This window comes from Psychrobacter sp. CCUG 69069, assembly GCF_021023115.1.
Classification (GTDB): Bacteria; Pseudomonadota; Gammaproteobacteria; order Pseudomonadales; family Moraxellaceae; genus Psychrobacter; species Psychrobacter namhaensis.
The window spans coordinates 31428-56118 of sequence record NZ_QQAI01000002.1 but is presented as its reverse complement, the minus strand read 5'-3'; the positions used below and the strand labels follow the sequence as shown (position 1 = coordinate 56118).

Sequence of the window (24691 nt, the reverse complement as noted above, 5' to 3'; positions counted from 1 at the left end):
GGCGCAATAGTGTAAACGGTGCACGTGTGCTGTTAGACCAATAACAGGATAGGTCTTATGGTGATCTCGCGTAAAAATAGCCAGTCTACAATGACGGAATCATGGCTATCAGCTGAGCTGGCAGCCACTGTGGAGGCAGATGCTGCCTTGCGTGAACTACTATCGCCTGTCCATCGTTGGCTAAACACATTATCAGTGCGTAATCACTCAGAACACACGCTAAAGGCTTATTTTTCTGGGCTGAATCAGTTGGCGCTGTTTTTGCGCGGTAAACGTTTGACATGGACGCGCTGTGACAAACGTCAGCTGGCCCAACACATCAGCCAGCGCTTAGATGAAGATAAGTTGGCGCTCGCCAGTGTTCAGCAAGAGCTGTCGGCCATCCGCCACTTTTATGGATGGTTGATTGAAGAAAACCTAGCACGTATCAATCCAACCACCGGCTATCAGTTAAAGCGTAGTCCTAGGCCACTGCCGTCTATTGCCGATGTGGATTTATTGACGCAACTGCTGGATCAAGAGGTTCCTGAAACCCCAGAGCAAGCTCGCTTGTGGTTGCGTGATAAGGCCATGTTTGAGTTGCTCTATAGTAGTGGTTTGCGCGTGGGCGAGCTGGTAGCGTTAGATATGGCAGATGTAGATTTGTCCGATTTGCGTGTGCGAGTGACTGGTAAAGGCAACAAGACGCGCTTGATACCCTTGGGCGCGAAGGCAGCAGAGGCGATTACGCGCTATCTACCGCATCGTAACCTCTGGGAGGAGCAGATGGACAGTGCGTTGTTTATCAGTGAAAAACTCGGCACACGGCTATCCACGCGAGCCGTACAGCAACGCTTAAAGGTTGCCGCTACCCGTGCTGGCATCGCCCAAAATATTTATCCACATTTATTGCGTCACTGTTTTGCGTCTCACATGCTGTCGGGCAGTGGTGATTTACGCGCCGTCCAAGAAATGCTTGGGCATAGTGATATCAGTACCACGCAGATTTATACCCATGTAGATTTTGCTAAATTGACACAGGTCTATGACCGCGCCCATCCACGCGCGACTCACGCTCATAGTGATAGTGACGCTCTTTAAGCGTTACTCAGCCACGTTACCAATCAGCTAAGTTGGTAATTGTCCTAGTGATCTAAGCTACTAACCATTTAGGCTACTCATTATCTAAGTTATTTTAAGCCAAACGATGACAATCAAAGATTGGCAGTTTTTGGCGGCCTTGTACTTGCGCCTGTTTGTCTAATGACGCCATGACTAAGGCATAATTCTTGTCTGCTTTTGCCCCTGTGGGTTTATCCAGCTCGCTGTAATCGTAATTGTTGATCATCGTTCCATCATAAGCGGTAATCGCTGTGTGTCCCCATGTCTGACGGATGTTACCGTCTTTGTAGACATGGTCGCCGCCTTGTGCCGCGCCAATCACCATACATTGACTGTCTAAAGCACGCGCACGCAGTAAGAGCGACCAGTGGGCTTGACCGGTCAGATAGGTAAAGGCTGACGGCGCACTCAATAGATCAGCCCCTGCTTGACGCAGACGTTGTGCCAATGCTGGAAAACGCAGATCAAAGCACACCATCATACCTAATTGATAAACCGCATCATTGACTTCAATCGGAGCCATCACGGTTTGTGTGCCCGGCTCAAAAGTTGCCGCTTCATTATAGCTGCCTTGTTTGTCCGCAACCGTCGCGGTAAACAAATGAATTTTGTCATAGCGCGCCACCCGCGAGCCATCAGGCGCAAACAGCTGACTGACTTGTCGTAACCTACCATTAGGAACGATCATACCATCAGGGCGATAGGCGCAAGGTAGTGAACCTACCAGCACGTAAATATTGTACGTGTTTGCATAGTTTGCGAGCGTCGCTGACAGCTCATCAAAGCGCTCAGCGGTGGCAAATTGTTGCCCCATGCTACAGCAGTTTTCAGGTAAGACCACAAGCTTAGCGCCTTGCTTGCGGGCCTCGATAATGGCGGCTTGTATATCCGTTAAGTTTTTCTCTATATCTTGCTGGCTATTCATTTGAATGGCCGCTGTGGTAAATGGATGATTCTCTGTTGTGTCACTCATAGTATTCTTCCCAGCTGTTGGTTTTAAGACTGATGTCATTAACCCTAGCATTACTAAACCATTATCTCGTTGTTTTTTATAACACGCTTACGATTGTGATTAGATTTTTGTTATGAGTAATGCAGCGATGAATGGCGAAATAAACAAATTTAAAAGGTCTTATAAGTAGAACATAACAAGCGTATCTGGGCAGGGTATAAATTATCATAGCAAAATTGCGGTAAAAAATGCTATCGTCATGTCCTGATTAGGTTAAATCACCAGTTTAACTGGCTACATATATAGACTATCCCCACCATCGGAGTGTAATAAACCACGCATGAGTATGTCGTTCGGATTGGCGACCACGCTGAGTACCTCACAGAAACTGACACCGCAGATGCAGCAAGCCATTAAGTTGCTGCAACTCTCTAGTCTTGAGCTGGCGCAGGAGGTTCAGCTCAAGTTGGATAGTAACCCTCTGCTAGAACGTATCGAGGATGACGAAGAGGAATATGACGCCGATGATAGAGGAGAGTCTTTAACACTTGATGATTGGAATCAAAGTGCGGGCACGGAGTCATTTAGTGGAGAATCCGACGATCCCGAGTCAATTTCTGATTATGCCTCTGAGTATAATGATGATTTTAGTGATGCCTTTAATGATGGTTTCGACAAATTACAGCCAGCAAGTATTGATAATGGGGCGATGGAGTATCAAGCGACGGATAGCGATGACTACAGTGGTTTGGATGACAGTAACTTTGACGATAACAACTTCGACGACAGTAACGTTGACCACAACAGTTTTGAGAGTAGCAACCATGCCTCTGCTGCTACCACGTCAGCTAACAGCAACAGCGACGAGGATTTTGATAGCTATCAAGGCGGCACCTCCGCCACTATACAAGACCATGTGCGCTGGCAGCTAAACTTTAAGCGTCTATCAGAGACAGACATGCTGATCGCCACCTATCTGATGGACGCGATGGATGATATGGGATTTGTGCGGCTCGATATCGACGAGCTGTTACAAAGCTTTGACACCATGGCGAGTTTTTACCAGTGGGAGACGCGGGTTGAACACGACGAAATAATGGCGGTGTTACGTATCATTCAATCTTGCGATCCGCTGGGGGTGGGGGCGCGCAATTTGAGTGAATGCCTAGCGATTCAGTTAGCTAAACTACAGGCTGACACCGAGCATTTAAAAGAAGCGCAAGCGTTACTATCAGCAAGCGAGCATTTGGTAAGCAACAATATCAAAGCCCTCACTGAGCGCACGGGGCTTGCTCCTGAGAACATCACCCCAGCACTCAATCTATTGCGTACTTTAAACCCTTCACCAGGACTGCTGTTTCAAAGCAATCAGCCCGACTACACTCAGCCGCCTGCCAGCTATGATATTCCTGATGTGCTCGTCACCTCTATGCGTCGCCGTAATGGAGATGGCAACTCTGATACACAAGGCGGAGGCTGGCATGTGCGTCTGAATCCTGACACCCTGCCAAAGCTACGAGTCAATCAAGAATATGCCAACTTAGTCAAACGCGGTGATGACAGCCCTGACAATCAATACCTACGTGAAAACCTCACCGATGCGCGGCTGTTCATTCGTAGTATCGAAGAACGCAATCAAAACCTACTCAAAGTCGCCACCAGCATTGTGCGCTATCAGCAAGACTTCTTACAGTACGGTGCCACTGCCATGCAACCGCTTATCTTAAAAGTTATCGCAGAAGAAGTGGAGTTACACGAATCTACCGTCTCGCGTCTGACCACCAGCAAAACCATTTTGACACCGCAAGGGTTGTTTTCTTTAAAGCACTTCTTTTCTTCACACGTGAGCAGCACGGATGGGAATATCTCATCAACCGCTATCAGTGCCATGATTAAGCAGCTCATCGCGGAAGAAGATCCTAAAAAGCCACTGTCAGACAGCCGTATAAAGGATTGTTTATTGGCAGAAGGTATCGATATCGCCAGAAGGACGGTGGCCAAATATCGGGAAGCGATGAATATCGGCTCATCTACCCAGCGCAAACAAAAGTATTAATGAACATGACTTCCTAAGTCATTAGGAGGGTCAGATAGCTTTTAAAACGGCATGGATAAATATAAAAAATAAAATTTTTTGATTATATAGAAACATTTAGGAAACAACAGTATTTATTACATTTAATTACAATATTTTGTCTTGCTACTATTCAGTTTTCATGACAAATTAGAGTCATACCAACAACGTTACCTCAGTCATTTACTTCTTAATAAAAAGGCAGCTATATAAGGATAAGTTCCTCTCTTATTAAAAATACTCAGGCAGTTGTTGGTAAGGCAGGATGACAAAGGCAGGAATGCCACCTCATCTGTTGACTGTACGTAATAATAAAAGGACGATAATATGAATGTTTCTATCAGTGGTCACCATATCAGTGTTACCGAAGCTATGGACACAGCGGTTCGTGAAAAGCTTGTCAAAGTAGAGCGTCATTTTGATCAGATACAAAGTATTAAAGTGATCTTGTCGTTAGACAACAGCGGCGCGAGCGATGGCGGTCAAAAATGCCACAAAGCGGAAGCGATTTTGCGAGTCTCAGGTCAAGAAATGTTTGTTCAGTCTTGCGAAGATGATATGTACAAAGCCATTAATGACATGGCCGACAAACTTGATAGACAGGTGCGTAAATATAAAACCCGTCAAGAGCGGAAAAAGACTCAGGGTGCAGGGCGTGATGGACGCTATGAAGACCTCACCACCGCTGATGTGGCGCCAGCCGTATAATGCTAGTGACGTTTAGTGAGCGTAAGATTTAATGAGTATCGACTAACAAAATAATAAAGGTATAACTAGTCAGGTTATTCGATTTTACTGCTTCTAAACTATGACGCATAAAAAGAAAAAAGACTTCAACCGTATCATACGTTGAAGTCTTTTTTATGAGCCATAAACTTGAGTAGCAATAAAGCGAGTCTTAGCACGTAAGGTAGGGCGTCAGTAAATGAAGCGAACGTGACGCTGCCGTCTTAGTTTTAAACACCGTGCTTCATCAGCCGCCACCGACCGCTTGTACCACTTCAATATTCATACCTTCGACGACACGTAACTGGGCAAGCTCACTTTTTGGGATCAGCTCACCATCGACTTCTACAGCGTAACGGCCTTGGCTCAGTCCCAGCTCATTGATGACCAGCTGCACCGTCTGATGGGTGGTTTGTAAACTCTTGCCATTGACGCTAATGGTACTCATAAAACGCGCTCCTAAATTATTAAACATTCCTTTTTGACCAACTTACCGCTATCGTCTACTTGACTAACTACTGCTTGGCATCTAGGTCTCTAAATGACCTAAGCGAAAAGCCGTTACAGCAAGCCAAAGCCAACCCATAATCATCAAAACACCACCGATAGGCGTAATCGCGCCAAACCAACGCGGTGCGCCAAGCGTCATCGCATATAGACTACCAGCAAATATAAGAATGCCAATCTGTAATAGCCATGCCGTGGTTTGCGTGGCGTATCTGAACTGAATCAATAGACCAACCAGCAGCAAGCCCAGCGCATGTACAAATAAGTAGAGGGTTGCCGTATGCCACCATGCAAGCTGCTGGGCGCTCACCATACTTTTTAGGCCATGCGCACCGAACGCTCCTAGTCCAACAGCGATAGCCATATTGGTCGCTGCAATACCTATCCAATTTATCATAGCGAAACTCGCGTTATTTAAAGACACATCGCAACGAAAAGGATGCTGCCCTTATTGAAGGTCATCGGGCAAAATCACGCTGTCAATGGTCATGGCATCGCGAATCTTATCCATGGCATTTTTTTCGATTTGGCGTACACGCTCGGCTGAGATGGAGTAGACTGCTGCCAACTCATGCAAGGTAGATTTTTGCTCAGAGAGCCAGCGCTGCTCGACAATATCACGTGAGCGATCATCTAACGTGCCCATGGCCGCTATTAAGGCTGAAGAATTATTCTCTTCCCAGTCCTCTTCTTCTAATTGCTCAGCAGGATCAATCCCATCTTCTAAGAACAGTTGCGGCGCATAACGGCCATCGTCATCATCGCTAGACTGTGCTTCAAAAGACGCATCATAGGAAGTCAGGCGTGATTCCATTTCTAGCACTTGCTTGCGAGTGACATTTAAGTCATTAGCAATCGCATCCGCTTCCTCTAGCGTCAGCTGATTATTGGTCTTTTTAAGGCTACGCAAGTTAAAGAACAGCTTACGATGTGCTTTGGTGGTCGCCACTTTGACAATGCGCCAGTTACGAATAACGAACTCATGAATTTCAGCCTTAATCCAATGCACCGCAAAAGACACCAAACGGACGCCTTTATTCGGATCAAAACGTTTTACCGCTTTCATGAGTCCCAAGTTACCTTCTTGGATCAAATCGGCTTGCGGTAAACCATAGCCTGAATAGCTGCGAGCAATATGAATCACAAAGCGCAGATGTGACATGACTAGCAGACGCGCGGCTTCCACATCACCCTCGTCATAATAGCGATGAGCCAGCTCTTGTTCTTGGACGGGCGTCAAAATTGGGATTTGATGAACGGTATTGATATATGCACCCAAATTCACCCCTGGCGCTGATAAATGAGTGGGCATCGCGGGCACTAAGTCTCGCGTGCTGGTATCACCAAGCGCACTGGAATCATACGGAGGGCGCTGTGCCGCTGCTTTTAACGCAGCATCCCGGGCCTCATTTTTTATAGGCGCTGCATCGTCTTTTTTACTCGTTTTCGCAGCATCATTAGAAGTATTAGCCATATTCTTGACCTTGGTTAAATAGTTAAGCAAATAGTCAGATAAAATCTTTATAGTTGTAATTGTAAAGGATAGCGATACTTAGTTGCTATCAGTTTTGGTAATGATGAAGTGATATATTGTATCGAAACGCTGTGATGATACGCTACCATCTGGCGGTGGATTAGAGACACTATGAAGGCTCAGTAGTAGCGGGCTTGCCGTGTCTGTTTGCTGGCTTTGACGACAAAAAGCCGTGATATCTGCTTGTGAATTGGCATCAGTGGCGACCACGTATAACGACTCGCCACTGGTAACATCACGTAGCGCGACTTTGGTTTTTAACAGCGGCATGGGACAAGCAAGTCCGCGGCCATCGACGAAACGCACAATATTAAGCGTAGATTGCTCTTCTGTTTTGCTAATTGAAGTTGCCGCATCATTCGCTGGCAACAAGGTTAACAAGGTATTTACCGCTTGTTGCTCAGCGCCAGACAAGGTCGCTGATAAATTTATCGAGTAAGGTGCATATGTGAGGGTGGACTGACTATCGGCAGACATAAGATATACCTTATAAACATCAAATTTTTGGTTGGTAATATTGTTTTTATTATCAGTAGGCGGCTTCAACATCTCGTTATTTAGTTTTTTGTACTAATAAGCTGTTACTTTATAGCGAGTCAAACCTATCGTTGTAGACGCTTATTATATCAAATAGCCAGTAAGCTGTTACTTTATAGCGAGCCAAACCTATCATTGTAGATGGTTATTATATCAAATAGCCAGTAGACAATTGCAGTTGAATATAGTCAACGTCATGTTCGATTCTCTAGAATCACATAACGATGTTTCACAACAGTGACGGGCTACTTGGTTATTGGTAGTCAAACGCTTACTAGAATTGACCTTATATACATAAGCTCGTATAGTCAAAAAGACGTTGTCATCACTCACTTGTACTTGTATAGGATAAGCACTTGTCCCACTCTAATAGACAGTCGATGCTTGATAGGGCGACCATGAAGCAGTTGAATACAGACAAGATAGCCAAGCGTACGCTGAAGGTGATATCGCCCTTCTATACGCAAAAAAGAATGGGCGGCGCTATCTCAGTAGTGCGCGCTCTTAAACTGGTGGCTTCCGCTACGTTGCTGGCGGTGACCACCGCTGCTAACAGTAATGACGGTAACAATAGCAATAGCCAAGCGGCGCCATTCGCCTATAACTCGTGGCAATCCCAAAACCCAGAAGAATTGAGTTTACCCAATTTGCGCGGGCAGGGATTAAGCTTTGCTGAGCAGTATCAAAATAAACTGCTTGGCGAGTGGTCGCTCCGAAACGTCAACGGGCGCATCAAGATGGAGCATGACCCTTGGATTCATGAAACCGTGAAAGACATGACGTGGCGGCTGAATGCACAAGCACGGCAACAAGCACCAATGGGCTTGGTTATTATTGACAGTCCGAGTATCAATGCCTTTGCAGCCCCAGGCGGCGTCATTGGTCTCAATACAGGGACGATCTTGGCCGCCAGTAGTATGGATGAGCTTGCCAGTGTCGTGGCGCATGAGGTCGCTCACATCAGCCAACATCACTATGAGAATGGAGCAGATGAACGTAAAAAAGCGTTACTGATGCAGATAGGCGGTATGCTGGCCGCGATTGCAGCGTCAGCTGTCGATAGTGATGCGGCGGCTGCGGTAATGATGGGAAGCCAAACCGCAACAATGAATAGTAGTATGGCTTTTAGTCGTAGCAATGAGCGTGAGGCGGATCGAGTAGGGATGCAAATCATGACCCAAGCGGGTTATGATCCAAGAGCCATGCCACGGTTTTTTGCCACGATGAATCAACAAAGCCAGCTCAATCAAGTTGAGAATCGGTTTTTACCAAGCTTTGTACGGTCGCATCCACTCAGTAATGAGCGATTGAGTGAATCACAAAGTCGCGCGCAGCACTATCCCTCATTATCACTAAACCAGCAGCAACGTTATCAGACGTTATTTGATCTGCTTTATTGGCGCGTACAAAGTACGGGTCAGCACGCCTCTGAGACAGTGTTAACGACCGCTGCGAAAAATAGCGTTGGTGCCAAACTGGCCTTGATGCACTGGTATGGTGAGCAGCAGCGCTTTGAAGACGCCGAGGAGATGTTGGCTGAGATTAAAGCGTGGCCAGCGGCGCGGCGTCAAGGATTAGAGCCCTTGCTATCGATTACCCACAGTCAGATTTTAAGTGAACAAGGCAAGTGGGCACAGGCCGCTGATATTTTAGAGAGCCAGCAGCGCCTGTATCCTGAGCGTCGTGACCTGCGCCTTTATTTGGCGGAAGCACTCACCAATAGTAACCAACCTGTGAAAGCACAAGCGTTGCTCAAACCGTTGACTGAGCAGCAACCGAGCGATCGTTACGCATGGCAGAGTCTACAACTGGCCAATGAAAAGCTTGCCAAAACCACAGCATCACCAGAGCTGGCCAAGATTGCGACCATCAACGCGTTACGCTATCGCAGTCATGATCAGCTATGGAGTGGTCGTTTTGATCATGCGCTTACCTCACTCACCCAAGCCAAACAACTGACGGAGAAACTGCAAAATACCGCACAAGCCAGCAGCGCCCGTCCGCTATTAGCCAATATTAATGCAGAAATCAAGGCCGTAAAAACCGCCAAAGACTTTGAGCCTTAGGCGGTTGCTTTTTTGACAGATGGTTGCTTTTTATGACGGGCAATGGGTTGTAAGGGGGTGGCGATCGATGCAGCATTTATGATGCCACAAACAACGATTAGCCCTGTAGCGCTTCTTTAACCAGTTTGGAGATTAACGCAGGATCCGCACGGCCAGCGGTTTTGGTCTTTAGCACACCCATCACGCTACCCATGTCACGCATTGAGGTCGCGCCCTGTTCAGCGATCTCAGCGTTGACTAATGCACTAATTTCATCGTCACTCATTTGTTTTGGCATAAACTCATTGATGATATCAATCTCAAACTGCTCTTTGGTCGCTAAGTCATCACGGCCATTTTCTGTAAAAATAGTGAGCGACTCTTGACGCTGTTTTAGCTGCTTTTGTAGCACTTCTAGTACTTGGGCATCATCAAGTTCTGTTTGACGGTCAATCTCAATTTGTTTGACGACCGATTGCACATTGCGCAAGACTTTAACCCGCTCAAGCTCACGAGCTTTCATAGAAGTTTTAATATTGTCTGATAAAGTCTGTTTGAGTTGGCTCACGGTTATTATCCTTGTACGTTAAGTTTTATGGGTGAAACGCTATTCGTTCAATGTTAAGGGGAAAGCCTGCTGATGCGGACTCTCATAAAAGCATGTGTCAGCAATAATAATAAAAATTGTAGCATAAAAAACGCCACTGATATCGATGGATAACAGTGGCGTTAATGTAGCGCTTGTACTTAACTAATCGTATTATCGATTAGTACATACGAGTGGTACGAATAGTTTCGCGTTGTAATTTTTTCTTATAACGCTTTACAGCAGCTGCTTTTTTACGCTTACGTACTTGCGTTGGTTTTTCATAAAACTCACGCTTACGTACGTCTGATAATACACCAGCTTTTTCACAAGCGCGCTTGAAACGACGGATAGCGATATCAACTGGTTCGTTTTCTTTAACCTTAACTGCAGGCATGAAGACTCCTCGATTAGGATGAGATACAAAGGCATTAGTTTGGCTGTGTATTAGTATTTAGCCGTAATATCTCAAGATTACTGGCATCAGCTCAAACTAGGATAATATTGCGCAGGAGCACAAGGGCAGGTATTTTAATAAAAAATATCAACAAAGTCAATGCTTTTAGCGCATTAATCCCTATTCATCATTAAGTTGCAGGGTGTCACATCAATTCATCACATCATAAAATAGACGTGTTGACAATCAGGCGCTACTGATAAGCATGTTTCAAACTTATGGGGCAGTAATGTAATAAAAGCGGTAGCACAGTGACCCAAAAAGCGCTGCATGGTGTGAATAAAAAACCCCTACTGTCTATAACGGTTTGGGCGGAGTTTATGCTATGATAATTTGTATGGAATACTAAGCACATTACCCGTTTTATAGGCATTTTATTGAGGATGTTGGAATGAGAAAAACAGTACTAAACACGGCGTTAAGCACAGCATTTATCGTCGCTTTGGGTGTGAGCGTTAGCGCTTGTGGTGGCGAAAACGAGCATGACTCACACGAAGTATTGGCAAAAGATCGCGTTGATGAAGCCGCTGCACTGGCTATCAAAAATGCGCCGCCAGCTGAAGACATAGATTTTCCAGAAACAGCTCCGATGCCAGCTGCTGAAGCGGATACCGCAGCAGTAGAGGGCGCGGCAACGGCCGAAACAGCAACAACTGAAGCGGAAACGACTGGCGCTGATATGGCAGAAACGGCTGCTACTGATAGTGCGGGTGCGGCGGGTGCAGGTTCTGATAGTGCCGAGACGGCAGCCACTAGTAGTGCGGCGCCTCAATAAGCGCTTGCTGGCTGAATAAGTCGTCAGTTACCGGTGGTTAGCGCTTGTAAGTGGTAGGTAAGAGTGATGAGGTTCTGTGCTGTCATGAGCCGCCATCCCCATGAAATATCGAGTAGAGGTGTGATCATGAAGTATAAACAACAGCGTGTGAATAAACTTACTTTGTCTGCCATTAGTGTCAGCGCCCTGTTGGTGCTAAGTGCTTGCAGTGGTGACAACGAAGCGGTGGAGGAGTCTGCTGCGGTCAATGAGTCTGCCGAAACCACCGCTGTGGTAGAAGAGGTGCCCGTAGCTGAGGTTGAAGTGGTTACGCCTGAGCCTATTGCTGAGGCAGAATCTACTGAGATAACTGATGCTGAGGTAACTGCTACTGACGCAAAGGCTGCGCAAGAAGTGACTGCTGAGCCTGAAGTCTTGGCCGCTGATGCAGGCGCTAAACTGTATGAGTCAAACTGCAAGGTCTGTCACGAAGCCGGTTTGCTTAATGCGCCCAAATATGGAGACACAGCGGCGTGGAGTGCTCGTTTAACCAAAGACAAAGAGACACTGTACATGCACTCGGCTAAAGGCTTTAATAAAATGCCTGCACAAGCCGTAAATGGTGTCAGCGAAGCGCAAGTAAAAGCCGCTGTTGACTACATGCTAGCGTCAGTAAGCTGATACGGTATATATAGAGTATATCAGCCATTGAAATTTGCTAAAATGACCGTCATTGTGACTGACAATGACGGTTTTTTTATGCCCGTTTTTTATTGATAGCAATCTCAAAAATGTGATGAGCTGAGTCAAATGCATTTAGCCCACTAAGGGTCGCACTGATATTTTGCTCCTGCTGCTGACATTTCTTGAAACGTATAAAACAAAAAAACGCGGCAAAAAACGATATAAAGGCAACAGTATGAAGGTATTAGGTTTAGAGACATCTTGTGATGAGACAGGGTTAGCGATTTTTGATAGTGAGCAAATAGACAGCGACAATCAAGGGCTGCTCGGGCAAGTGCTATACTCACAAATAGAGCTGCATGCGCTTTATGGTGGCGTGGTGCCTGAGCTTGCCAGTCGCGACCACATTCGTAAGCTTGTGCCTTTATTTAATGAGCTTTTGACACAATGCGATATCAGTAAGGACGAGATTGATGCGGTCGCTTACACCAAAGGCCCTGGGCTTATTGGTGCCTTGATGACAGGGGCATTGTTTGGGCGCAGCTTGGCCTATGGCTTAGGTATCCCAGCGATTGGTGTCCATCATATGGAAGGGCATCTGCTTGCACCGCTGATGGGCGCCAATCCACCAGCGTTCCCTTTTGTCTCGTTATTGGTGTCAGGTGGCCATACATTGCTCATCGCGGCTCGCGGGGTTGGGCAGTATGAAATACTGGGGGAATCAATAGATGACGCTGCAGGTGAGTGCTTTGACAAAGCCGCCAAAATGCTGAACTTGCCCTATCCTGGTGGCCCTAATATTGCCAAATTGGCCGAAAATGGTGATCCCAGCGCTTATGACTTACCGCGTCCAATGCTACATCGCGGCTTGGATTTTTCGTTTAGTGGTATGAAAACGGCCGTGCATAACCTGATTAAAGACACTGAAGGTTCAGGGAGTGGCTCCGACAGTAATCCACAAGTCCGCGCCGATATCGCCGCCAGTTTTCAGCATGCCGTGGTCGACACGCTAGTAAAAAAATGCGTCAAAGCGTTAAAGCAAGCAGAGATGAGCCGACTGGTGATTGCAGGTGGCGTTAGTGCCAACACCCATTTGCGCGAAACATTAGAAGCCGAGCTTGCCAAGATCAATGCCACGGTTCATTATGCGCCGCCTGCTTTGTGTACCGATAATGGCGCGATGATTGCCTATGCCGGTTATGAGCGTCTGCAAGCGGGACAGGCTGATGATTTGGCGGTCAGCTGCGTGCCGCGTTGGCCCATGACTGAGCTGCCGGCGGTTTAATGGCTTGTTGCTTGAACATGTGTCCATTAACATCTCGCTAACGTAAGGATCGTTTATGCAGTGGTTCGCCATCGGTTTAGGAGCAGCGTTTGGTGCCTGCGTGCGCGCGTGGCTATCACGTTTTAATTCTATGCACAGTTGGATACCGCTTGGCACCTTGGGCGCTAACATCTTGGGCGGTCTGCTGATCGGACTGGCATTGGTGTGGTTTGAGCGTATGGGAAGTGGTCTGTCTGACAATGTACGCGTGTTTGTGATTACTGGTTTTTTGGGCGGACTGACCACCTTTAGCACGTTCAGCGCAGAGGTATTTGGTTTTATTCATGATGGACGACTGCTGGCAGGGTTAGCGCTGATAGGGCTGCATGTTGGACTGACATTACTGGCGACAGCGCTTGGTTTTTACTTTTTTAAGCTGGTTTTGTAGCCTTTGATAGATATTATTTACTTAGTAGTCTATTTTAAGTGGTCTATTTTTTTCTTATTAGGTCTGTTTGAGGGGTTCCCTTGAGGTATACGCTATAAAGACTTTCTAGTTTAAATTATTTAAACTCACCAAAATTGGATTTGATAAGATATCTAATGACGAAAAACATTAAGATATTTCCCATAAATAACATGAGCATTATGTAGGCATCACCAACATTTACGAGAAGTTGATTCTTACCTTTGTGTATCTGATAAATAATTTCATCATCAGCGCTAATACTTATGAGTTGCTTATAAGGGTTGTGGTACCAATATAATTTGGGGATTTTATACCAATGAACAGTAACTTCCTTACCTTGAATGAGAGTTATCTTTTCAGCAGGTATGCGACAACCGCCATTTCCATTAGGCATTCGCGCACCCAAATAACAATTGATAATCGTGTCGCTTCCATTGCTATTTAGGTTTAGCCAATACTCATTACTATAGGTTTCTCTTAGTGTTAAAACACCTTCGCTGCTATAGATACTTGATTCATTAACCGGATATTTGTCAGATTTTCTATCTACATTTATCACAATAAGCATGTAGATAGTACCTACTACAACCATAAAGGTTAAAAAAATAATGTATAGCTTTCCAAGGGTAGATAAATCACGAAAACTTAAGTTCATTTACTGATTTTTCCAAGTAGCAGCTTGTTAAATGTATTGTTAATTTGCCATATTTCAGTGTGAGTAGCTGGGATAGACGTATTGAGTACAAGCCCTGTATAGCACACTGACCAAAAATAGAATATGTATGCTAAGTCCACTATAAAGTACACTGCGACCAATTCAGAAATTTTAAACCGTGATACTCCTAGCCTACAGGCAAAGGTTCAAGTCCTCACTAGGGAACCATGGTATAAGAAAGATTTAGCGTTACTTAGCTAAAAAATGTTGTCTTACAACGGCTTCACAATCCCTTCTAACAAACTTGCAAACCCTTGCATATAAGCCGTCTCTTGACTAGACGTGCGCGTCGCTGCATACAGCTGACAATACACGCCACTACCTAATGGACGTGAGACCACCCAGCCTTTTTTCTCATATTCAGCCACCACCCAATCAGGCAGTGCTGCCACGCCGCGCTCACTAGCGACGAGCTGAATCAGCATCGCTGTCAACTCAGTCGTACGCACACGCTCAAAGCTTACCTGCGCTGGTGTCATAAAGTTGGCAATAATATCAAGGCGCTTGGCTTCTACTGGATAAGCAATCAAGGTCTCATCACACAAGTCCTTCGGTGCAATAAAGTCCTGCGCTGCTAAATCATGCGTTGGTGACAGCACTAAGCGGCTTTCATATTCAAACAATGGCTGATAACTGATCCCCTCTATCGGTAAGTCACTGGTAGTAATCAGTAAATCAATATCACCTTCCATCAATAAATGATGCGGTTCGGGTTCAAAACCGGTGGCAAAGTCTAGCTCCACATCCGACCATTCACGGCGATACTGGTTTAGTATCGGCATCAGCCAATCAAAACAACTGTGACACTCAGAAGCTAGGCGTAATCTGCCTGCTTGACCATGCGCTAAGCGTTTAAGATTAGATTTAGTACGGGTAACTTGCGGCATGATGCTATCTGCCAAGGCCAGTACCGTTTTGCCTGCCGGCGTAAAAGTGAGCGGGCGGGTGCGGCGATTTACCAAGCTGATATCGTAATAGTTCTCCAGCTCTTTTAGCTGATGCGAGACGGCAGAGGCCGTGACGTGTAGTTCATCAGCCGCTGCCGCTAATGAACCATGCGCCCGTAGCGCGGTTAAAGTATTGAGGTGGCGGAGCTCGAGCATAGTATTACCTGACCGCTAAAGTGAGAAAAATTCATTATAATAAATATATCGCTGACTTTCACTCAAAGCTTATGATTAATAACTTATGGTTAATAAACAAAAGACAGTTAGCGCCGACGTAACAGGAGCTGTGAGATGATGACCAATACCAAGGAAGCCACGAGCAGCAGCGTACCGATGGCGTTGACCTCGGGTTTGAGTCCGACCCTGACCATAGAGTAAATACGCAGTGGCAAAATCTCATAACTGGGACCAGTAACAAAGGTTGAAACCACCACATCATCCAGCGACAAGGTAAAGGCGAGCAACCAACCTGCCATTACCGCAGGCAAAATAACGGGAATAAGTACCGTACGTACCATCGTTGATTCATTGGCGCCCAAGTCACGTGCGGCCTCCAAAAGATGTTCATCTAGGCTACTCAAGCGCGCAAAGACCGTGATAACCACAAAAGGGAGGCAAAAGGTGATATGGGCCAATAGCAGCGAGACAAAGCCTAGTTGCAGACCAATCAATAAAAATAACGCCAACAATGAGATGGCAAGGACGATCTCAGGTGACATCATCAACACAAAGAGCAATCCGTTCAATAGTCCTTTGCCGCGAAACTTATAGCGATGTAGAGCAAGCGCAGTAAGCGTTCCAATCAAGGTCGAGACGGTCGCAGCGACCAGTCCCAATACAATCGAATGCCAAAACGCATCGAGCATGGCTTGGTTGTTAAACAGCGACTCATACCACTTTAAGCTAAAACCGCCCCAGTTGTAGCCGATTTTTGACTGATTAAATGACATGACCACCAAGACAAGGATGGGCAGGTAGAGCAAGGCGTAAATCAGGCCAAGATAGCCTTTAGCCGCGATACTGCCAATCTTGATAGTGCGTTTAGGTTTGGTCGGGGCGCTACTTAAGGAATGGTTCAGTGGATTATTGGACATTAGGCCACCTCGTTAAAATCAGTTTTGCCAATACGGCGACTACTGGCACGGTAGGCGAGTAACAATACGGCCATCGCCAGTGTCAGTAACACGCTGGCGGCGGCCCCAAACGGCCAATCGCGCGCATCCAAAAATTGGTTTTTGATAATATTACCCACCAACAGATTGCGTGAACCGCCTAAAATATCGGCCACATAGAACATGCCCATCGCTGGCAATAACACTAAAAGTACGCCTGAAATGATACCAGGCGTCGTTAATGGTAGTACCACATGCCAAAAGGTCTGCGTCTTTGAAGCGCCCAAATCTTGTGAGGCCAGCAGCATGTCGTTACGCAAGTCCGTAAACACCGCGTACAACGGCAATACCATAAAAGGAAACAGTAAATAGGTGAGTCCGGCAATCACTGCCCCTTGAGTATATAAAATATCTATAGGCGCATCGATTACCCCGATCGCTAACAAAGATTTATTGATCAAACCATTATTGGCAAACAGCAGTTTGAGCGCATAAGTCCGTACCAAAGAATTGGTCCAAAATGGTAGGATCAAAAGCATCATGAGCAGCGGTTGCCAGCGCACTTTTGCCTTGGAAACTAGCCAAGCAAAAGGGTAACCAAGCAACAAGCAAATAACCGTCGTGATACTTGCCATCCATAACGAATGGACAAACACCTCAAAATACAGCGGGTCAAGCATGCGCACGTAGCTATCGATGCTGATAGGCAAGCTAATAAAAGCACTGCTATCACGGGTCAAAAAACTGACAGCGATCACCAAAATATTGGGCAACAGCGCAAATATCAGCAACCAGCCCCAAATCAGCCAAAGGGTGGCAGTACGAAAAGGGCTTTTACTGCCTAAGCTATTACGTGCCATCAGCTGCCATCCTTTTGCGCCGTTCTACTTTTTATCGCCCCGTCTTCTTCTGGCAATACCCACTCCCAGCCATCAACCCAAGCGACTTTAACCGCCTCATACAATTTATAATCAAAGCTTGGATCATCCTCATCAAAGAATTCAGAGGCTTTGATCACATGACCGTTGGCCAGCTCAATGATCGAATCTAAGGTGCTGCCTTTATAGTTGCTTTCGATGACACGGCCTAGTAGGCCACTATGAGCCGTGTCTTTGGGATCATAAATCCGCAAATCTTCAGGGCGGAGGAGTAAATTGACGATATCGCCAACTTGCACATCGTTCGCAAAATTAGGGCGACGCAAATTACGTAAGGCCGTTGGGCCATCTTGTGCTTGCGCTTCACAGACTTCAACCTCGATACGACCATTGGTTACATTGCCATCACGGTCTGGCTGCTCAGGGTAGACACCTTGAACCTCTGCTTTAAAGAGGTTTGTCTCACCGATGAATTTAGCGGTAAACAAATTGGCAGGGGTTTCATAGATTTCAATCGGCGTACCGATTTGTTGAAACGTGCCGTCTTTCATCACGGCAATGCGATCTGACATGGAGAGCGCTTCTTCTTGGTCATGAGTGACAAAGACAAAAGTAATGCCCAGCTCACGTTGCAGGCGTTTAAGCTCTGATTGCATTTGCAAACGCAGTTTGTGATCGAGTGCCGATAGCGGCTCATCAAGCAATAACAATTTAGGACGATTAATCACCGCGCGTGCAATCGCCACGCGCTGCTGCTGCCCACCCGATAAATCTTGCGGCTTACGATTGGCCAAATGCTCTAATTGCACCATGGCGAGCATCTCGCGCACGCGAGTGTTAATCTCGTCTTTAGGCACTTTTTTGAGTTTCAACCCGTAAGCGACGTTTTGCGCGACAGTCATGTGTGGAAACAGGGCATACTGCTGAAACACCGTATTGACCGGACGCTTATCGGCTGGCAAGCCTGCCATCTGCACACCATCTAAATATATGGCGCCCGCGTTTGGTTGCTCAAAGCCAGCGATTAAGCGCAGTAAGGTGGTTTTACCGCAGCCTGATGGGCCAAGCAGGGTCAAAAATTCACCATGCTTGATATCAAGGTTGATGTCTTTTAGTACTTCAGTTTGATCATAGGTTTTTTTTAGACCAGTCAGTTGCAGTAGCACCTTGTCATCGTCAGGCGACACAGAGTTTCTATGCGCAGTTGGAGGTGAATTGGTCATAGTATGTGTTCCTCAGCATCCAACATCTCAGTACAGTTATTTATCTGGGGCACTGTCATCAAGGTGGCTTGGTATGGGTATAAGCTCTGAATGTAAACCTAGTCTGGTCGCCGCGTATTATAACAAACCCTTGCTACAAATCAGTGCAACTTCGTTAATGTTATGCGTCCAGCTCCATTAAGTTGCTAAGGTCTATTTATCTATGAGTCTTAGCTTGTGATTTTTGGTGGCCTATGCATGTTGTGGGCGCACAGACCTATTTTTAATGATGGCTTGCCGTTTTATAAACTTGTGCGGCTGGTCATAATTGCCTGGGTGTAACGACATTAAAACAAAATTTTTTATCATTTTTTCGCCTTTATTCCTATACAATCCCTTTATGGCAGACAAAGATAATGAGTCTGCTGGCTGAACAATGGCTCGCTGAATAGTGGCTTACAAATCGTGCAGCCAACCTGTATTTGAATAAACAGATGTAAAGCAGCTTATAACTCTAACATTATTGATGATAAAGGATGCCCTATGCCCAATGATAAACGCCCAAAAACAGGTCAAGAAGCCCTAGCCATGCTAAAAGAAGGCAATGAGCGATATGTGGATAGCTTGACCAATGCTGATCCGCTCATGCAAAAACGCCCTGAATTGGTCAGTAAGCAAGACCCACTCGCCATTATTTTAGGCTGCTCAGATGCTCGGGTCCCCGTTGAGATTGTCTTCGACCAAGGGTTGGGCGACTTGTTCGTCATTCGGGTGGCAGGTAATGTGGTTGCGCCATCACAGATTGGCTCAGTTGAGTTTGCCGCCGAAACATTTGGTACCAAGCTGGTGGTCGTGCTTGGACATTCACATTGCGGTGCGGTAACGGCTTGCGTCGAAACACTGATCAATCCTGAGCAAAACTATTCTCCCAATTTGCAGTCAATCGTTGACCGCATTCGCCCAAGCGTTTATAACTTGCACGAGCTGGCGACCGCCAATGGTCAAGACGTCGATGCCGACGAGTTGGTCGATCGCGCTATCCGTGCCAACGTGCGCATGTCAGTGAGCCAGCTCAAGCATGGCTCACGGGCGTTAGAGGACTTAACCAATAGTGGTCAATTGCTCGTCGTTGGGGCAGAGTATGATCTAGAGACAGGAAAAGTAAGGTTTTTAGACAGCTAATTCGTATTTTAAATGGCGCATACGCTCTTACAAAAACCTCTCAATCCTTTCACAAATTTTTATTATGATGAGAGGGGCAGTCGCGTCACTACCACTGCGGGGCGTCTGTTTACCACTTTATTTTCTGAAACACATTAGGATAATTATGTCTAACTTATCATCTAACCATAACAATAATGACTCAAATATAGCTCAGCCTGCGAGCAGCGTAAACACAGATGGCGTACAGCCCATCTCAGCTCAGACGACAGGCTTTACGTTTAATCACACCATGCTACGGGTAAAAGATCCGGCCAAATCATTGGCGTTTTATACGGGTGTTCTTGGCATGACTTTGCTGGCGGTAAAAAAATTCCCTGATATGGGGTTTGATTTATACTTTTTAGCCAAGCTTACCGAGAGTGAGCGGGAAAGTCTGCCTGCTGGTGATGACTTGGAAATTTTTGCGTTTCGTCAGCGCGGTATCTTGGAGTTGACGCATAACTATGGTACCGAAACAAAAGCGGACTTTAGCTATCATGATGGCAACCAAGAACCCCAAGGTTTTGGTCACATCTGTTTTAGTGTGCCGAGCCTAGATGAGGCTGTTGCTTGGTTTGACAAAAACGAGGTCGAGTTTAAAAAACGTCCAGAAGATGGCAGTATGAAAAATATTGCATTCATCAAAGACGTTGATGGCTATTGGATTGAGATTGTACAAGCCGATTTGATGGGCTAAATGGCGGGTTAGTCATGAACTGCTCAGCACTCAGCTGTTCAGCCATCACGCCCTTTGTTTATAAACACGCGCTAACCTAGCTGTAGGAGTACCTCGTTTATGCCCACCCCTGATGTGAGCCGCTTATCGAATACGGTAGCCGATGGTATGACCATTTATCAACAAGTGGTCTACACCACCCGGGATCTGGCGAGTGGCTTTATCGAGCGTATTCCTTATTTTGTGGCAGCCCTCATTGTGCTGGGTATTTTTTGGCTGTTGTCCCTTTTATTTAAAAAAGTCGTGCACAAATTTTTAGGCGCGCGTGTGCGTCATCAAAATCTGGTCAAGGTCTTTCAGCGGGTCGGCGGTGCCCTGATCTTATTCATCGGCTTTATGATTGCGATGGTGGTTGCCATACCGGGTTTTACGCCAGCCAAGCTGATTGGGGCGCTAGGCATTGGTTCTGTTGCCATTGGTTTTGCTTTCAAAGACATTTTTCAAAACTTGCTCTCTGGTATTTTGCTCCTGTTGTCAGAGCCGTTTCGTATTGGCGATCAGATCATTTCAGGCGACTACGAAGGGACAGTTGAAGACATCAAGATTCGCGCGACCACCATCAGAACCTATGATGGCAGGCAAGTGGTCATTCCAAACTCCGACTTGTACACCTCGGCCTTGACTGTCAACACGGCGTATAAGCAGCGCCGTCTGCAAGTGGCAGTAGGCATTGGCTACGAAGATGATATTGAGACAGCGAAATCGAAGATTCTCGCAGCGCTTGGCAAAGCCGACACGGTGTCTACGCATCAAGCCCCCAGCGTGATTGCCACAGGGTTTGGTGACTCTTCTATTGATTTGATGGTGCGCTGGTTTATTGATGATGGCACGCAGGCGCACAAAGTCGCTTCTATTCATGAAGTGATGGTACAAATTAAAAACGCGCTAGATGAGGCGGGCATTAACATTCCCTTTCCTATACGCACTTTGGATCTTGGTGATCCTTCGGTAAAATCCATCGTCAAAAAATTGAATGAACAGCACGCTGTCGATGTCAATAAATCAGCAGAATAGTTTGCTTACGTTAAGGCCACTTTGACCATGTCCGAAAGAAATATTGCCCTTGGCATTATGCAACTCGACGTAGCCGGAAAAAAAAGTGATGGTGCCTTGGAAGCTCTGACCAAGGCTGCTACGGTCGAATTCAATCAGATCATCCAGCAGAAGCTCGACATTCAGGTGGAGTCGTTTTCGTTCGCAGGACCCAGCCTGACCGCCGAGGAGAACGGCTATCAGGCTCTCGATTTTATACAAATCGGCATCAACGAGAAAACCGAACGCAAACTGGCCTTTTTGCTCATCATTACGGACGTGGAGATTGCCGCCGCGTCGGTGTCTTATCTTCTCGCGCTGCCATCCCAGCTCACGAATGTGGCCGTGATCTCCACGCGCCGATTGATCGCCTACGGAGAAGACGAGCTCCCGCAACAGGAAATCCGTACTAAGCGCCTGACGACCCTGATGCTACATTGCTTCGGGCGCTTACTGAACCTAGACTACGTGCAAGGTTCGACCAACTATCTCGCCCGCGTACAGGTGCCTGATGACCTCGACACCATGCAGCATTTCACCGAGTCGCAACATCAGAAAATGGTTGAAAACTTGCCGAGAGAAGCCAATGATCGCTATTCTGAGAGCAGCAAACTCGCTTTTATTGGACGACACACCCTAGGTAACCTTCCCCGTATTCTTCGCGGTGCCATCCGGGCCAATCCGGCACGCATTGCTACCAAGCTGCCAACCATGATTGCCACGGCGCTCTCAGTGATCATTGTGCTTATCTTTGGCGGGGAGACTTGGGATTTTGCGGCATCGGTGTCCTATGGCCAATTGGCAGTCTTCGTATTTGCCAGTTTTCTGACGGCCACCTTTGTGCTCTACCGCACTTTTTCCTTCCGGCTGATCTCGACGCGGCGAGGACATACATCGGAGAGCTCGGTGGTCACGGCTGGGGCCACTTACCTAGCACTGGTGCTGACCTTGATTTGTCTGTTTCTGATGTTTGGTGTGCTGATGTACGGGGTGGTGGTGTTCGTGTTTCCAGATCCGTTGATGAGTACCTGGACCTCTGATAAGGATGGCGCCTCTTTCGCGGCCCATATGCGGCTGGCCGCCTTTCTAGCGTCCGTTGGGATACTGTCAGGCTCGCTTGGCGGATCGGCAGATTCCCGCTCGGTGGTACGCAATGTCCTATTTGCCGTGGATGAAACCTAGGCTGCGCATGTCACGGGATATCATACTTTAGCGCATGCAGTGCTTCTAGAGTAAGCGGCTTTTCGTTCTTTAGCGTTTCTCAAAGATTAAAAAACCGCCATATCAAGTGACGTGGCGGTTTTTTATAAAGTAAAAACAAGGCTACTTAGTCATTTTTTACTCTAAATTCTGTGTGACAGGATTTGCAGCTTTCACCAACTTGACTGAAGGCAGGCATGACGTCCTCAATACTAGTGGCCGTTTGTGCAGCGGCGTTTAGTTCAGCGGTTACTTTTTCGAAGTTTTCTGCTTCAGCACGGAAACCATCGACATTAGACCAAACCGCTTCAGTGGCGTTACCGGCTGCTTCTTGGTTGGCAAAATGACTCCAAGGAGTGGCGGCATCTTCTGCTAAGAATGCAGCTTGCTCTTGAAACACTTCGGCATCAAAGGTATCAGGTGCTTTAGCCATATCGCCCATGACGCCCATCGCATCACCCCAGCTTTTCATGCTGTCTTGACGGGCTTTTACGTCAGGGTCGGTGGGGCTGCTACAAGCTGTCATCCCTAAGGCGGCGGCCATCAAGGTGATGCCGAAGATAGATTTCAATGATTTGTTGGTGTGGATCTGTGCCATATGAATTACTCCTTTAAATTTGGCTAATAGTAGGGGCGTTTGCAGACGCTGGCCTAATGGTAAAGTCTTATTATAAAAAACGCTGCCTAACAAACATTTGGAAGCGCACTCGCTTCTAAAGGGTTTTGCTAAAAATAAATTCTATTGTAACGGTTATCTACATCAAGGTAGTTAGTATAGTTGTTATATCATCGTAATATTTAAGGTAACGATAAGGTGTATCGTTTCAGATCTCTCTATTTTAGATTAAAAAGCTGACATAAATAAGGCCAGCTACGATGGCTGACCTTATGAGCATTCTCTAAAAAGGCATTCTCTAAATAGGTACGCTCTAAACGGGCATGCTCTAAAAATGATAGATTTTATGGTGTATAAAAAACTATAGGGCTAACCAATCACGGGGTTTTAGATAATAAGCAGTCAATTCAAACTCAGGTGTCCCTTCAGCAGGCTCAAAGCGATAGTGCCAGCTGGCAAGCGGCGGCATACTGACGAGGATAGACTCAATACGGCCATTGCTTTGGAGTCCAAATAAAGTGCCACGGTCGTAGACAAGGTTGTATTCAACATAGCGGCCACGGCGATACAGCTGAAATTCACGTTGCTCTTCGGTATAAGGCGTGTCTTTACGCTGCTCGAAAATTGGCATGATACCGTCAAGGTAACCGTTACCAACCGCCTGCATAAAGTCAAAGCACGTCTCAAAATCCCAGCCGCGACTGTCAGTATTGACATCATCATAAAACAAGCCGCCAATACCGCGCTGCTCATCGCGATGACGCAGGTAGAAATACTCATCACACCATTGCTTAAAGTCAGGATAAACAGTGTCCCCAAAAGGCGCGCAAAGGTCATGGCAGACTTGATGCCAGTGAACACAGTCTTCGAGCACCGGATAAAACGGGGTCAAATCAAAACCACCGCCAAACCACCAGATAGGGTCTTCGCCCTCAGCTTCTGCTACGAACAAACGCACATTCGCATGGCTGGTAGGAACGTTTGGGTTTTTGGGATGGACAACCAGTGAGACCCCCATGGCTTGCGCTTTACGGCCAGCGATATCGGGATGGCGCGCCGTGGCTGACGCAGGCAAGTTGTGGACATGAATGTGACTGAACATCACGCCCGCTTTTTCCACCACTTTACCATCTGCTAACACGCAGGAGCGGCCACCGCCACCTTCAGGGCGTTCCCAGTCATCAGGAACAAATTTGGCATCACCGCCACCGTCACGCTCTTGTGCTTCTAGAGCTTGGCAGATACGCGCCTGCAAATCGACTAAAAATTCACGCACACGCGTGATGTCAGTATTGGTCGGTGTCGCTACTGAATCTGCCGCTGGCAAATCTTGTTTGTTGTCCATATTTGGAATACTCAT

The 24691-nt window shown here is 46.6% G+C and carries 26 protein-coding genes; 12 read left to right on the top strand and 14 right to left on the bottom strand.

Features of this window, described 5'->3' with window-relative positions:
• Window positions 1-57: 57 nt before the first annotated feature.
• Window positions 58-1080 carry a tyrosine recombinase XerC gene (locus DVY93_RS02165; RefSeq protein ID WP_230708740.1) on the top strand — a complete coding sequence of 341 codons (1023 nt, stop codon included), beginning with the start codon at window positions 58-60 and terminating at the stop codon, window positions 1078-1080.
• 94 nt (window positions 1081-1174) lie between these two features.
• On the opposite strand, the gene DVY93_RS02160 is transcribed toward DVY93_RS02165, so the two are convergent.
• Window positions 1175-2074 (bottom strand): nitrilase-related carbon-nitrogen hydrolase, encoded by a 900-nt coding sequence (locus tag DVY93_RS02160; RefSeq protein WP_230708738.1) that lies wholly within the window; start codon window positions 2072-2074, stop codon window positions 1175-1177.
• A gap of 319 nt (window positions 2075-2393) precedes the next feature.
• On the opposite strand from DVY93_RS02160, the gene DVY93_RS02155 reads away from it, so the two are divergent.
• Entirely contained in the window at window positions 2394-4109 is a 1716-nt protein-coding gene (locus DVY93_RS02155; RefSeq protein ID WP_230708736.1) for an RNA polymerase factor sigma-54, read from the top strand.
• Window positions 4110-4454: 345 nt separating this feature from the next.
• A complete protein-coding gene (gene hpf / locus DVY93_RS02150) occupies window positions 4455-4835 on the top strand; it encodes a ribosome hibernation-promoting factor, HPF/YfiA family (protein ID WP_193006312.1) in 381 nt (126 codons plus the stop codon).
• A gap of 265 nt (window positions 4836-5100) precedes the next feature.
• Here hpf and thiS read toward each other — a convergent pair whose 3' ends face one another.
• The 4 genes from thiS to DVY93_RS02130 all read right to left on the bottom strand — a co-directional run bounded on the left by thiS (window position 5101) and on the right by DVY93_RS02130 (window position 7371).
• Window positions 5101-5301: a sulfur carrier protein ThiS gene (gene thiS / locus DVY93_RS02145; protein ID WP_193006313.1), complete on the bottom strand. Its 201-nt coding sequence runs from the start codon at window positions 5299-5301 to the stop codon at window positions 5101-5103.
• Between the two features lie 81 nt (window positions 5302-5382).
• Complete coding sequence (locus DVY93_RS02140; RefSeq protein WP_193006314.1) at window positions 5383-5757, bottom strand: DUF423 domain-containing protein; 375 nt, start codon at window positions 5755-5757, stop codon at window positions 5383-5385.
• Window positions 5758-5808: 51 nt separating this feature from the next.
• Entirely contained in the window at window positions 5809-6672 is an 864-nt protein-coding gene (rpoH, locus tag DVY93_RS02135) for an RNA polymerase sigma factor RpoH (protein WP_198334935.1), read from the bottom strand.
• A 240-nt stretch (window positions 6673-6912) separates the two neighbouring features.
• Window positions 6913-7371, bottom strand: coding sequence for a sulfurtransferase TusA family protein (locus tag DVY93_RS02130; RefSeq protein ID WP_230708734.1), 459 nt, complete (start codon window positions 7369-7371; stop codon window positions 6913-6915).
• 416 nt (window positions 7372-7787) lie between these two features.
• Here DVY93_RS02130 and DVY93_RS02125 point away from each other — a divergent pair, with 416 nt between their 5' ends.
• A complete protein-coding gene (locus tag DVY93_RS02125) occupies window positions 7788-9497 on the top strand; it encodes a M48 family metalloprotease (RefSeq protein ID WP_230708733.1) in 1710 nt (569 codons plus the stop codon).
• Between the two features lie 97 nt (window positions 9498-9594).
• Here DVY93_RS02125 and DVY93_RS02120 read toward each other — a convergent pair whose 3' ends face one another.
• The gene (locus DVY93_RS02120; protein WP_193006317.1) at window positions 9595-10044 is read right to left on the bottom strand and encodes a GatB/YqeY domain-containing protein; all 450 of its coding nucleotides are present in this window, start codon (window positions 10042-10044) and stop codon (window positions 9595-9597) included.
• A gap of 199 nt (window positions 10045-10243) precedes the next feature.
• On the bottom strand, window positions 10244-10459 hold the full coding sequence (gene rpsU, locus DVY93_RS02115) for a 30S ribosomal protein S21 (RefSeq protein ID WP_010195908.1): 216 nt from the start codon (window positions 10457-10459) through the stop codon (window positions 10244-10246).
• A gap of 451 nt (window positions 10460-10910) precedes the next feature.
• Here rpsU and DVY93_RS02110 point away from each other — a divergent pair, with 451 nt between their 5' ends.
• From DVY93_RS02110 to DVY93_RS02095, 4 genes are all read left to right on the top strand, one after another.
• Window positions 10911-11294 (top strand): hypothetical protein, encoded by a 384-nt coding sequence (locus tag DVY93_RS02110; RefSeq protein WP_230708731.1) that lies wholly within the window; start codon window positions 10911-10913, stop codon window positions 11292-11294.
• Window positions 11295-11420: 126 nt separating this feature from the next.
• Complete coding sequence (locus DVY93_RS02105) at window positions 11421-11954, top strand: c-type cytochrome (RefSeq protein WP_230708729.1); 534 nt, start codon at window positions 11421-11423, stop codon at window positions 11952-11954.
• A gap of 238 nt (window positions 11955-12192) precedes the next feature.
• Window positions 12193-13242, top strand: a complete 1050-nt coding sequence (tsaD, locus tag DVY93_RS02100) for a tRNA (adenosine(37)-N6)-threonylcarbamoyltransferase complex transferase subunit TsaD (protein ID WP_230708727.1) — start codon at window positions 12193-12195, stop codon at window positions 13240-13242.
• A 55-nt stretch (window positions 13243-13297) separates the two neighbouring features.
• Window positions 13298-13669, top strand: coding sequence for a CrcB family protein (locus tag DVY93_RS02095; protein ID WP_230708725.1), 372 nt, complete (start codon window positions 13298-13300; stop codon window positions 13667-13669).
• Window positions 13670-13784: 115 nt separating this feature from the next.
• Here the strand turns inward: DVY93_RS02095 and DVY93_RS02090 are convergent, their stop codons facing one another.
• From DVY93_RS02090 to potA, 5 genes are all read right to left on the bottom strand, one after another.
• The gene (locus tag DVY93_RS02090) at window positions 13785-14345 is read right to left on the bottom strand and encodes a hypothetical protein (RefSeq protein WP_230708723.1); all 561 of its coding nucleotides are present in this window, start codon (window positions 14343-14345) and stop codon (window positions 13785-13787) included.
• 272 nt (window positions 14346-14617) lie between these two features.
• Window positions 14618-15508 (bottom strand): LysR family transcriptional regulator, encoded by an 891-nt coding sequence (locus tag DVY93_RS02085; RefSeq protein WP_193006326.1) that lies wholly within the window; start codon window positions 15506-15508, stop codon window positions 14618-14620.
• Window positions 15509-15615: 107 nt separating this feature from the next.
• Window positions 15616-16446, bottom strand: a complete 831-nt coding sequence (gene potC, locus DVY93_RS02080; RefSeq protein WP_230708721.1) for a spermidine/putrescine ABC transporter permease PotC — start codon at window positions 16444-16446, stop codon at window positions 15616-15618.
• Window positions 16446-17324, bottom strand: coding sequence for a spermidine/putrescine ABC transporter permease PotB (gene potB, locus DVY93_RS02075; protein ID WP_230708719.1), 879 nt, complete (start codon window positions 17322-17324; stop codon window positions 16446-16448). The genes potC and potB overlap by 1 nt, the downstream gene beginning before the upstream one ends.
• Window positions 17324-18565, bottom strand: a complete 1242-nt coding sequence (gene potA, locus DVY93_RS02070) for a spermidine/putrescine ABC transporter ATP-binding protein PotA (protein ID WP_230708717.1) — start codon at window positions 18563-18565, stop codon at window positions 17324-17326. The genes potB and potA overlap by 1 nt, the downstream gene beginning before the upstream one ends.
• Window positions 18566-19087: 522 nt before the next feature.
• Here potA and DVY93_RS02065 point away from each other — a divergent pair.
• The 4 genes from DVY93_RS02065 (at window position 19088) to DVY93_RS02050 (ending at window position 22697) form a co-directional block, all read left to right on the top strand.
• Window positions 19088-19726 (top strand): carbonic anhydrase, encoded by a 639-nt coding sequence (locus tag DVY93_RS02065; RefSeq protein WP_193006329.1) that lies wholly within the window; start codon window positions 19088-19090, stop codon window positions 19724-19726.
• 145 nt (window positions 19727-19871) lie between these two features.
• The gene (gene gloA, locus DVY93_RS02060; RefSeq protein ID WP_193006330.1) at window positions 19872-20444 is read left to right on the top strand and encodes a lactoylglutathione lyase; all 573 of its coding nucleotides are present in this window, start codon (window positions 19872-19874) and stop codon (window positions 20442-20444) included.
• 99 nt (window positions 20445-20543) lie between these two features.
• On the top strand, window positions 20544-21497 hold the full coding sequence (locus DVY93_RS02055; RefSeq protein ID WP_230708715.1) for a mechanosensitive ion channel family protein: 954 nt from the start codon (window positions 20544-20546) through the stop codon (window positions 21495-21497).
• A gap of 27 nt (window positions 21498-21524) precedes the next feature.
• Window positions 21525-22697 carry a hypothetical protein gene (locus tag DVY93_RS02050; RefSeq protein ID WP_230708713.1) on the top strand — a complete coding sequence of 391 codons (1173 nt, stop codon included), beginning with the start codon at window positions 21525-21527 and terminating at the stop codon, window positions 22695-22697.
• Between the two features lie 145 nt (window positions 22698-22842).
• Here the strand turns inward: DVY93_RS02050 and DVY93_RS02045 are convergent, their stop codons facing one another.
• Both DVY93_RS02045 and hemF read right to left on the bottom strand, forming a co-directional pair.
• The gene (locus tag DVY93_RS02045) at window positions 22843-23313 is read right to left on the bottom strand and encodes a c-type cytochrome (RefSeq protein ID WP_193006333.1); all 471 of its coding nucleotides are present in this window, start codon (window positions 23311-23313) and stop codon (window positions 22843-22845) included.
• A 379-nt stretch (window positions 23314-23692) separates the two neighbouring features.
• On the bottom strand, window positions 23693-24691 hold the full coding sequence (hemF, locus tag DVY93_RS02040; protein WP_198334926.1) for an oxygen-dependent coproporphyrinogen oxidase: 999 nt from the start codon (window positions 24689-24691) through the stop codon (window positions 23693-23695).

Bases quoted from the DNA above. Each gene is read 5' to 3' on its own strand.
- DVY93_RS02165 (WP_230708740.1), top strand. From the start codon at position 58: ATGGTGATCTCGCGTAAAAATAGCCAGTCTACAATGACGGAATCATGG.
- DVY93_RS02160 (WP_230708738.1), bottom strand. From the start codon at position 2,074: ATGAGTGACACAACAGAGAATCATCCATTTACCACAGCGGCCATTCAA.
- DVY93_RS02155 (WP_230708736.1), top strand. From the start codon at position 2,394: ATGAGTATGTCGTTCGGATTGGCGACCACGCTGAGTACCTCACAGAAA.
- hpf (WP_193006312.1), top strand. From the start codon at position 4,455: ATGAATGTTTCTATCAGTGGTCACCATATCAGTGTTACCGAAGCTATG.
- thiS (WP_193006313.1), bottom strand. From the start codon at position 5,301: ATGAGTACCATTAGCGTCAATGGCAAGAGTTTACAAACCACCCATCAG.
- DVY93_RS02140 (WP_193006314.1), bottom strand. From the start codon at position 5,757: ATGATAAATTGGATAGGTATTGCAGCGACCAATATGGCTATCGCTGTT.
- rpoH (WP_198334935.1), bottom strand. From the start codon at position 6,672: ATGCCCACTCATTTATCAGCGCCAGGGGTGAATTTGGGTGCATATATC.
- DVY93_RS02130 (WP_230708734.1), bottom strand. From the start codon at position 7,371: ATGTCTGCCGATAGTCAGTCCACCCTCACATATGCACCTTACTCGATA.
- rpsU (WP_010195908.1), bottom strand. From the start codon at position 10,459: ATGCCTGCAGTTAAGGTTAAAGAAAACGAACCAGTTGATATCGCTATC.
- DVY93_RS02110 (WP_230708731.1), top strand. From the start codon at position 10,911: ATGAGAAAAACAGTACTAAACACGGCGTTAAGCACAGCATTTATCGTC.
- DVY93_RS02105 (WP_230708729.1), top strand. From the start codon at position 11,421: ATGAAGTATAAACAACAGCGTGTGAATAAACTTACTTTGTCTGCCATT.
- tsaD (WP_230708727.1), top strand. From the start codon at position 12,193: ATGAAGGTATTAGGTTTAGAGACATCTTGTGATGAGACAGGGTTAGCG.
- DVY93_RS02095 (WP_230708725.1), top strand. From the start codon at position 13,298: ATGCAGTGGTTCGCCATCGGTTTAGGAGCAGCGTTTGGTGCCTGCGTG.
- DVY93_RS02090 (WP_230708723.1), bottom strand. From the start codon at position 14,345: ATGAACTTAAGTTTTCGTGATTTATCTACCCTTGGAAAGCTATACATT.
- DVY93_RS02085 (WP_193006326.1), bottom strand. From the start codon at position 15,508: ATGCTCGAGCTCCGCCACCTCAATACTTTAACCGCGCTACGGGCGCAT.
- potC (WP_230708721.1), bottom strand. From the start codon at position 16,446: ATGTCCAATAATCCACTGAACCATTCCTTAAGTAGCGCCCCGACCAAA.
- potB (WP_230708719.1), bottom strand. From the start codon at position 17,324: ATGGCACGTAATAGCTTAGGCAGTAAAAGCCCTTTTCGTACTGCCACC.
- potA (WP_230708717.1), bottom strand. From the start codon at position 18,565: ATGACCAATTCACCTCCAACTGCGCATAGAAACTCTGTGTCGCCTGAC.
- DVY93_RS02065 (WP_193006329.1), top strand. From the start codon at position 19,088: ATGCCCAATGATAAACGCCCAAAAACAGGTCAAGAAGCCCTAGCCATG.
- gloA (WP_193006330.1), top strand. From the start codon at position 19,872: ATGTCTAACTTATCATCTAACCATAACAATAATGACTCAAATATAGCT.
- DVY93_RS02055 (WP_230708715.1), top strand. From the start codon at position 20,544: ATGCCCACCCCTGATGTGAGCCGCTTATCGAATACGGTAGCCGATGGT.
- DVY93_RS02050 (WP_230708713.1), top strand. From the start codon at position 21,525: ATGTCCGAAAGAAATATTGCCCTTGGCATTATGCAACTCGACGTAGCC.
- DVY93_RS02045 (WP_193006333.1), bottom strand. From the start codon at position 23,313: ATGGCACAGATCCACACCAACAAATCATTGAAATCTATCTTCGGCATC.
- hemF (WP_198334926.1), bottom strand. From the start codon at position 24,691: ATGAGTATTCCAAATATGGACAACAAACAAGATTTGCCAGCGGCAGAT.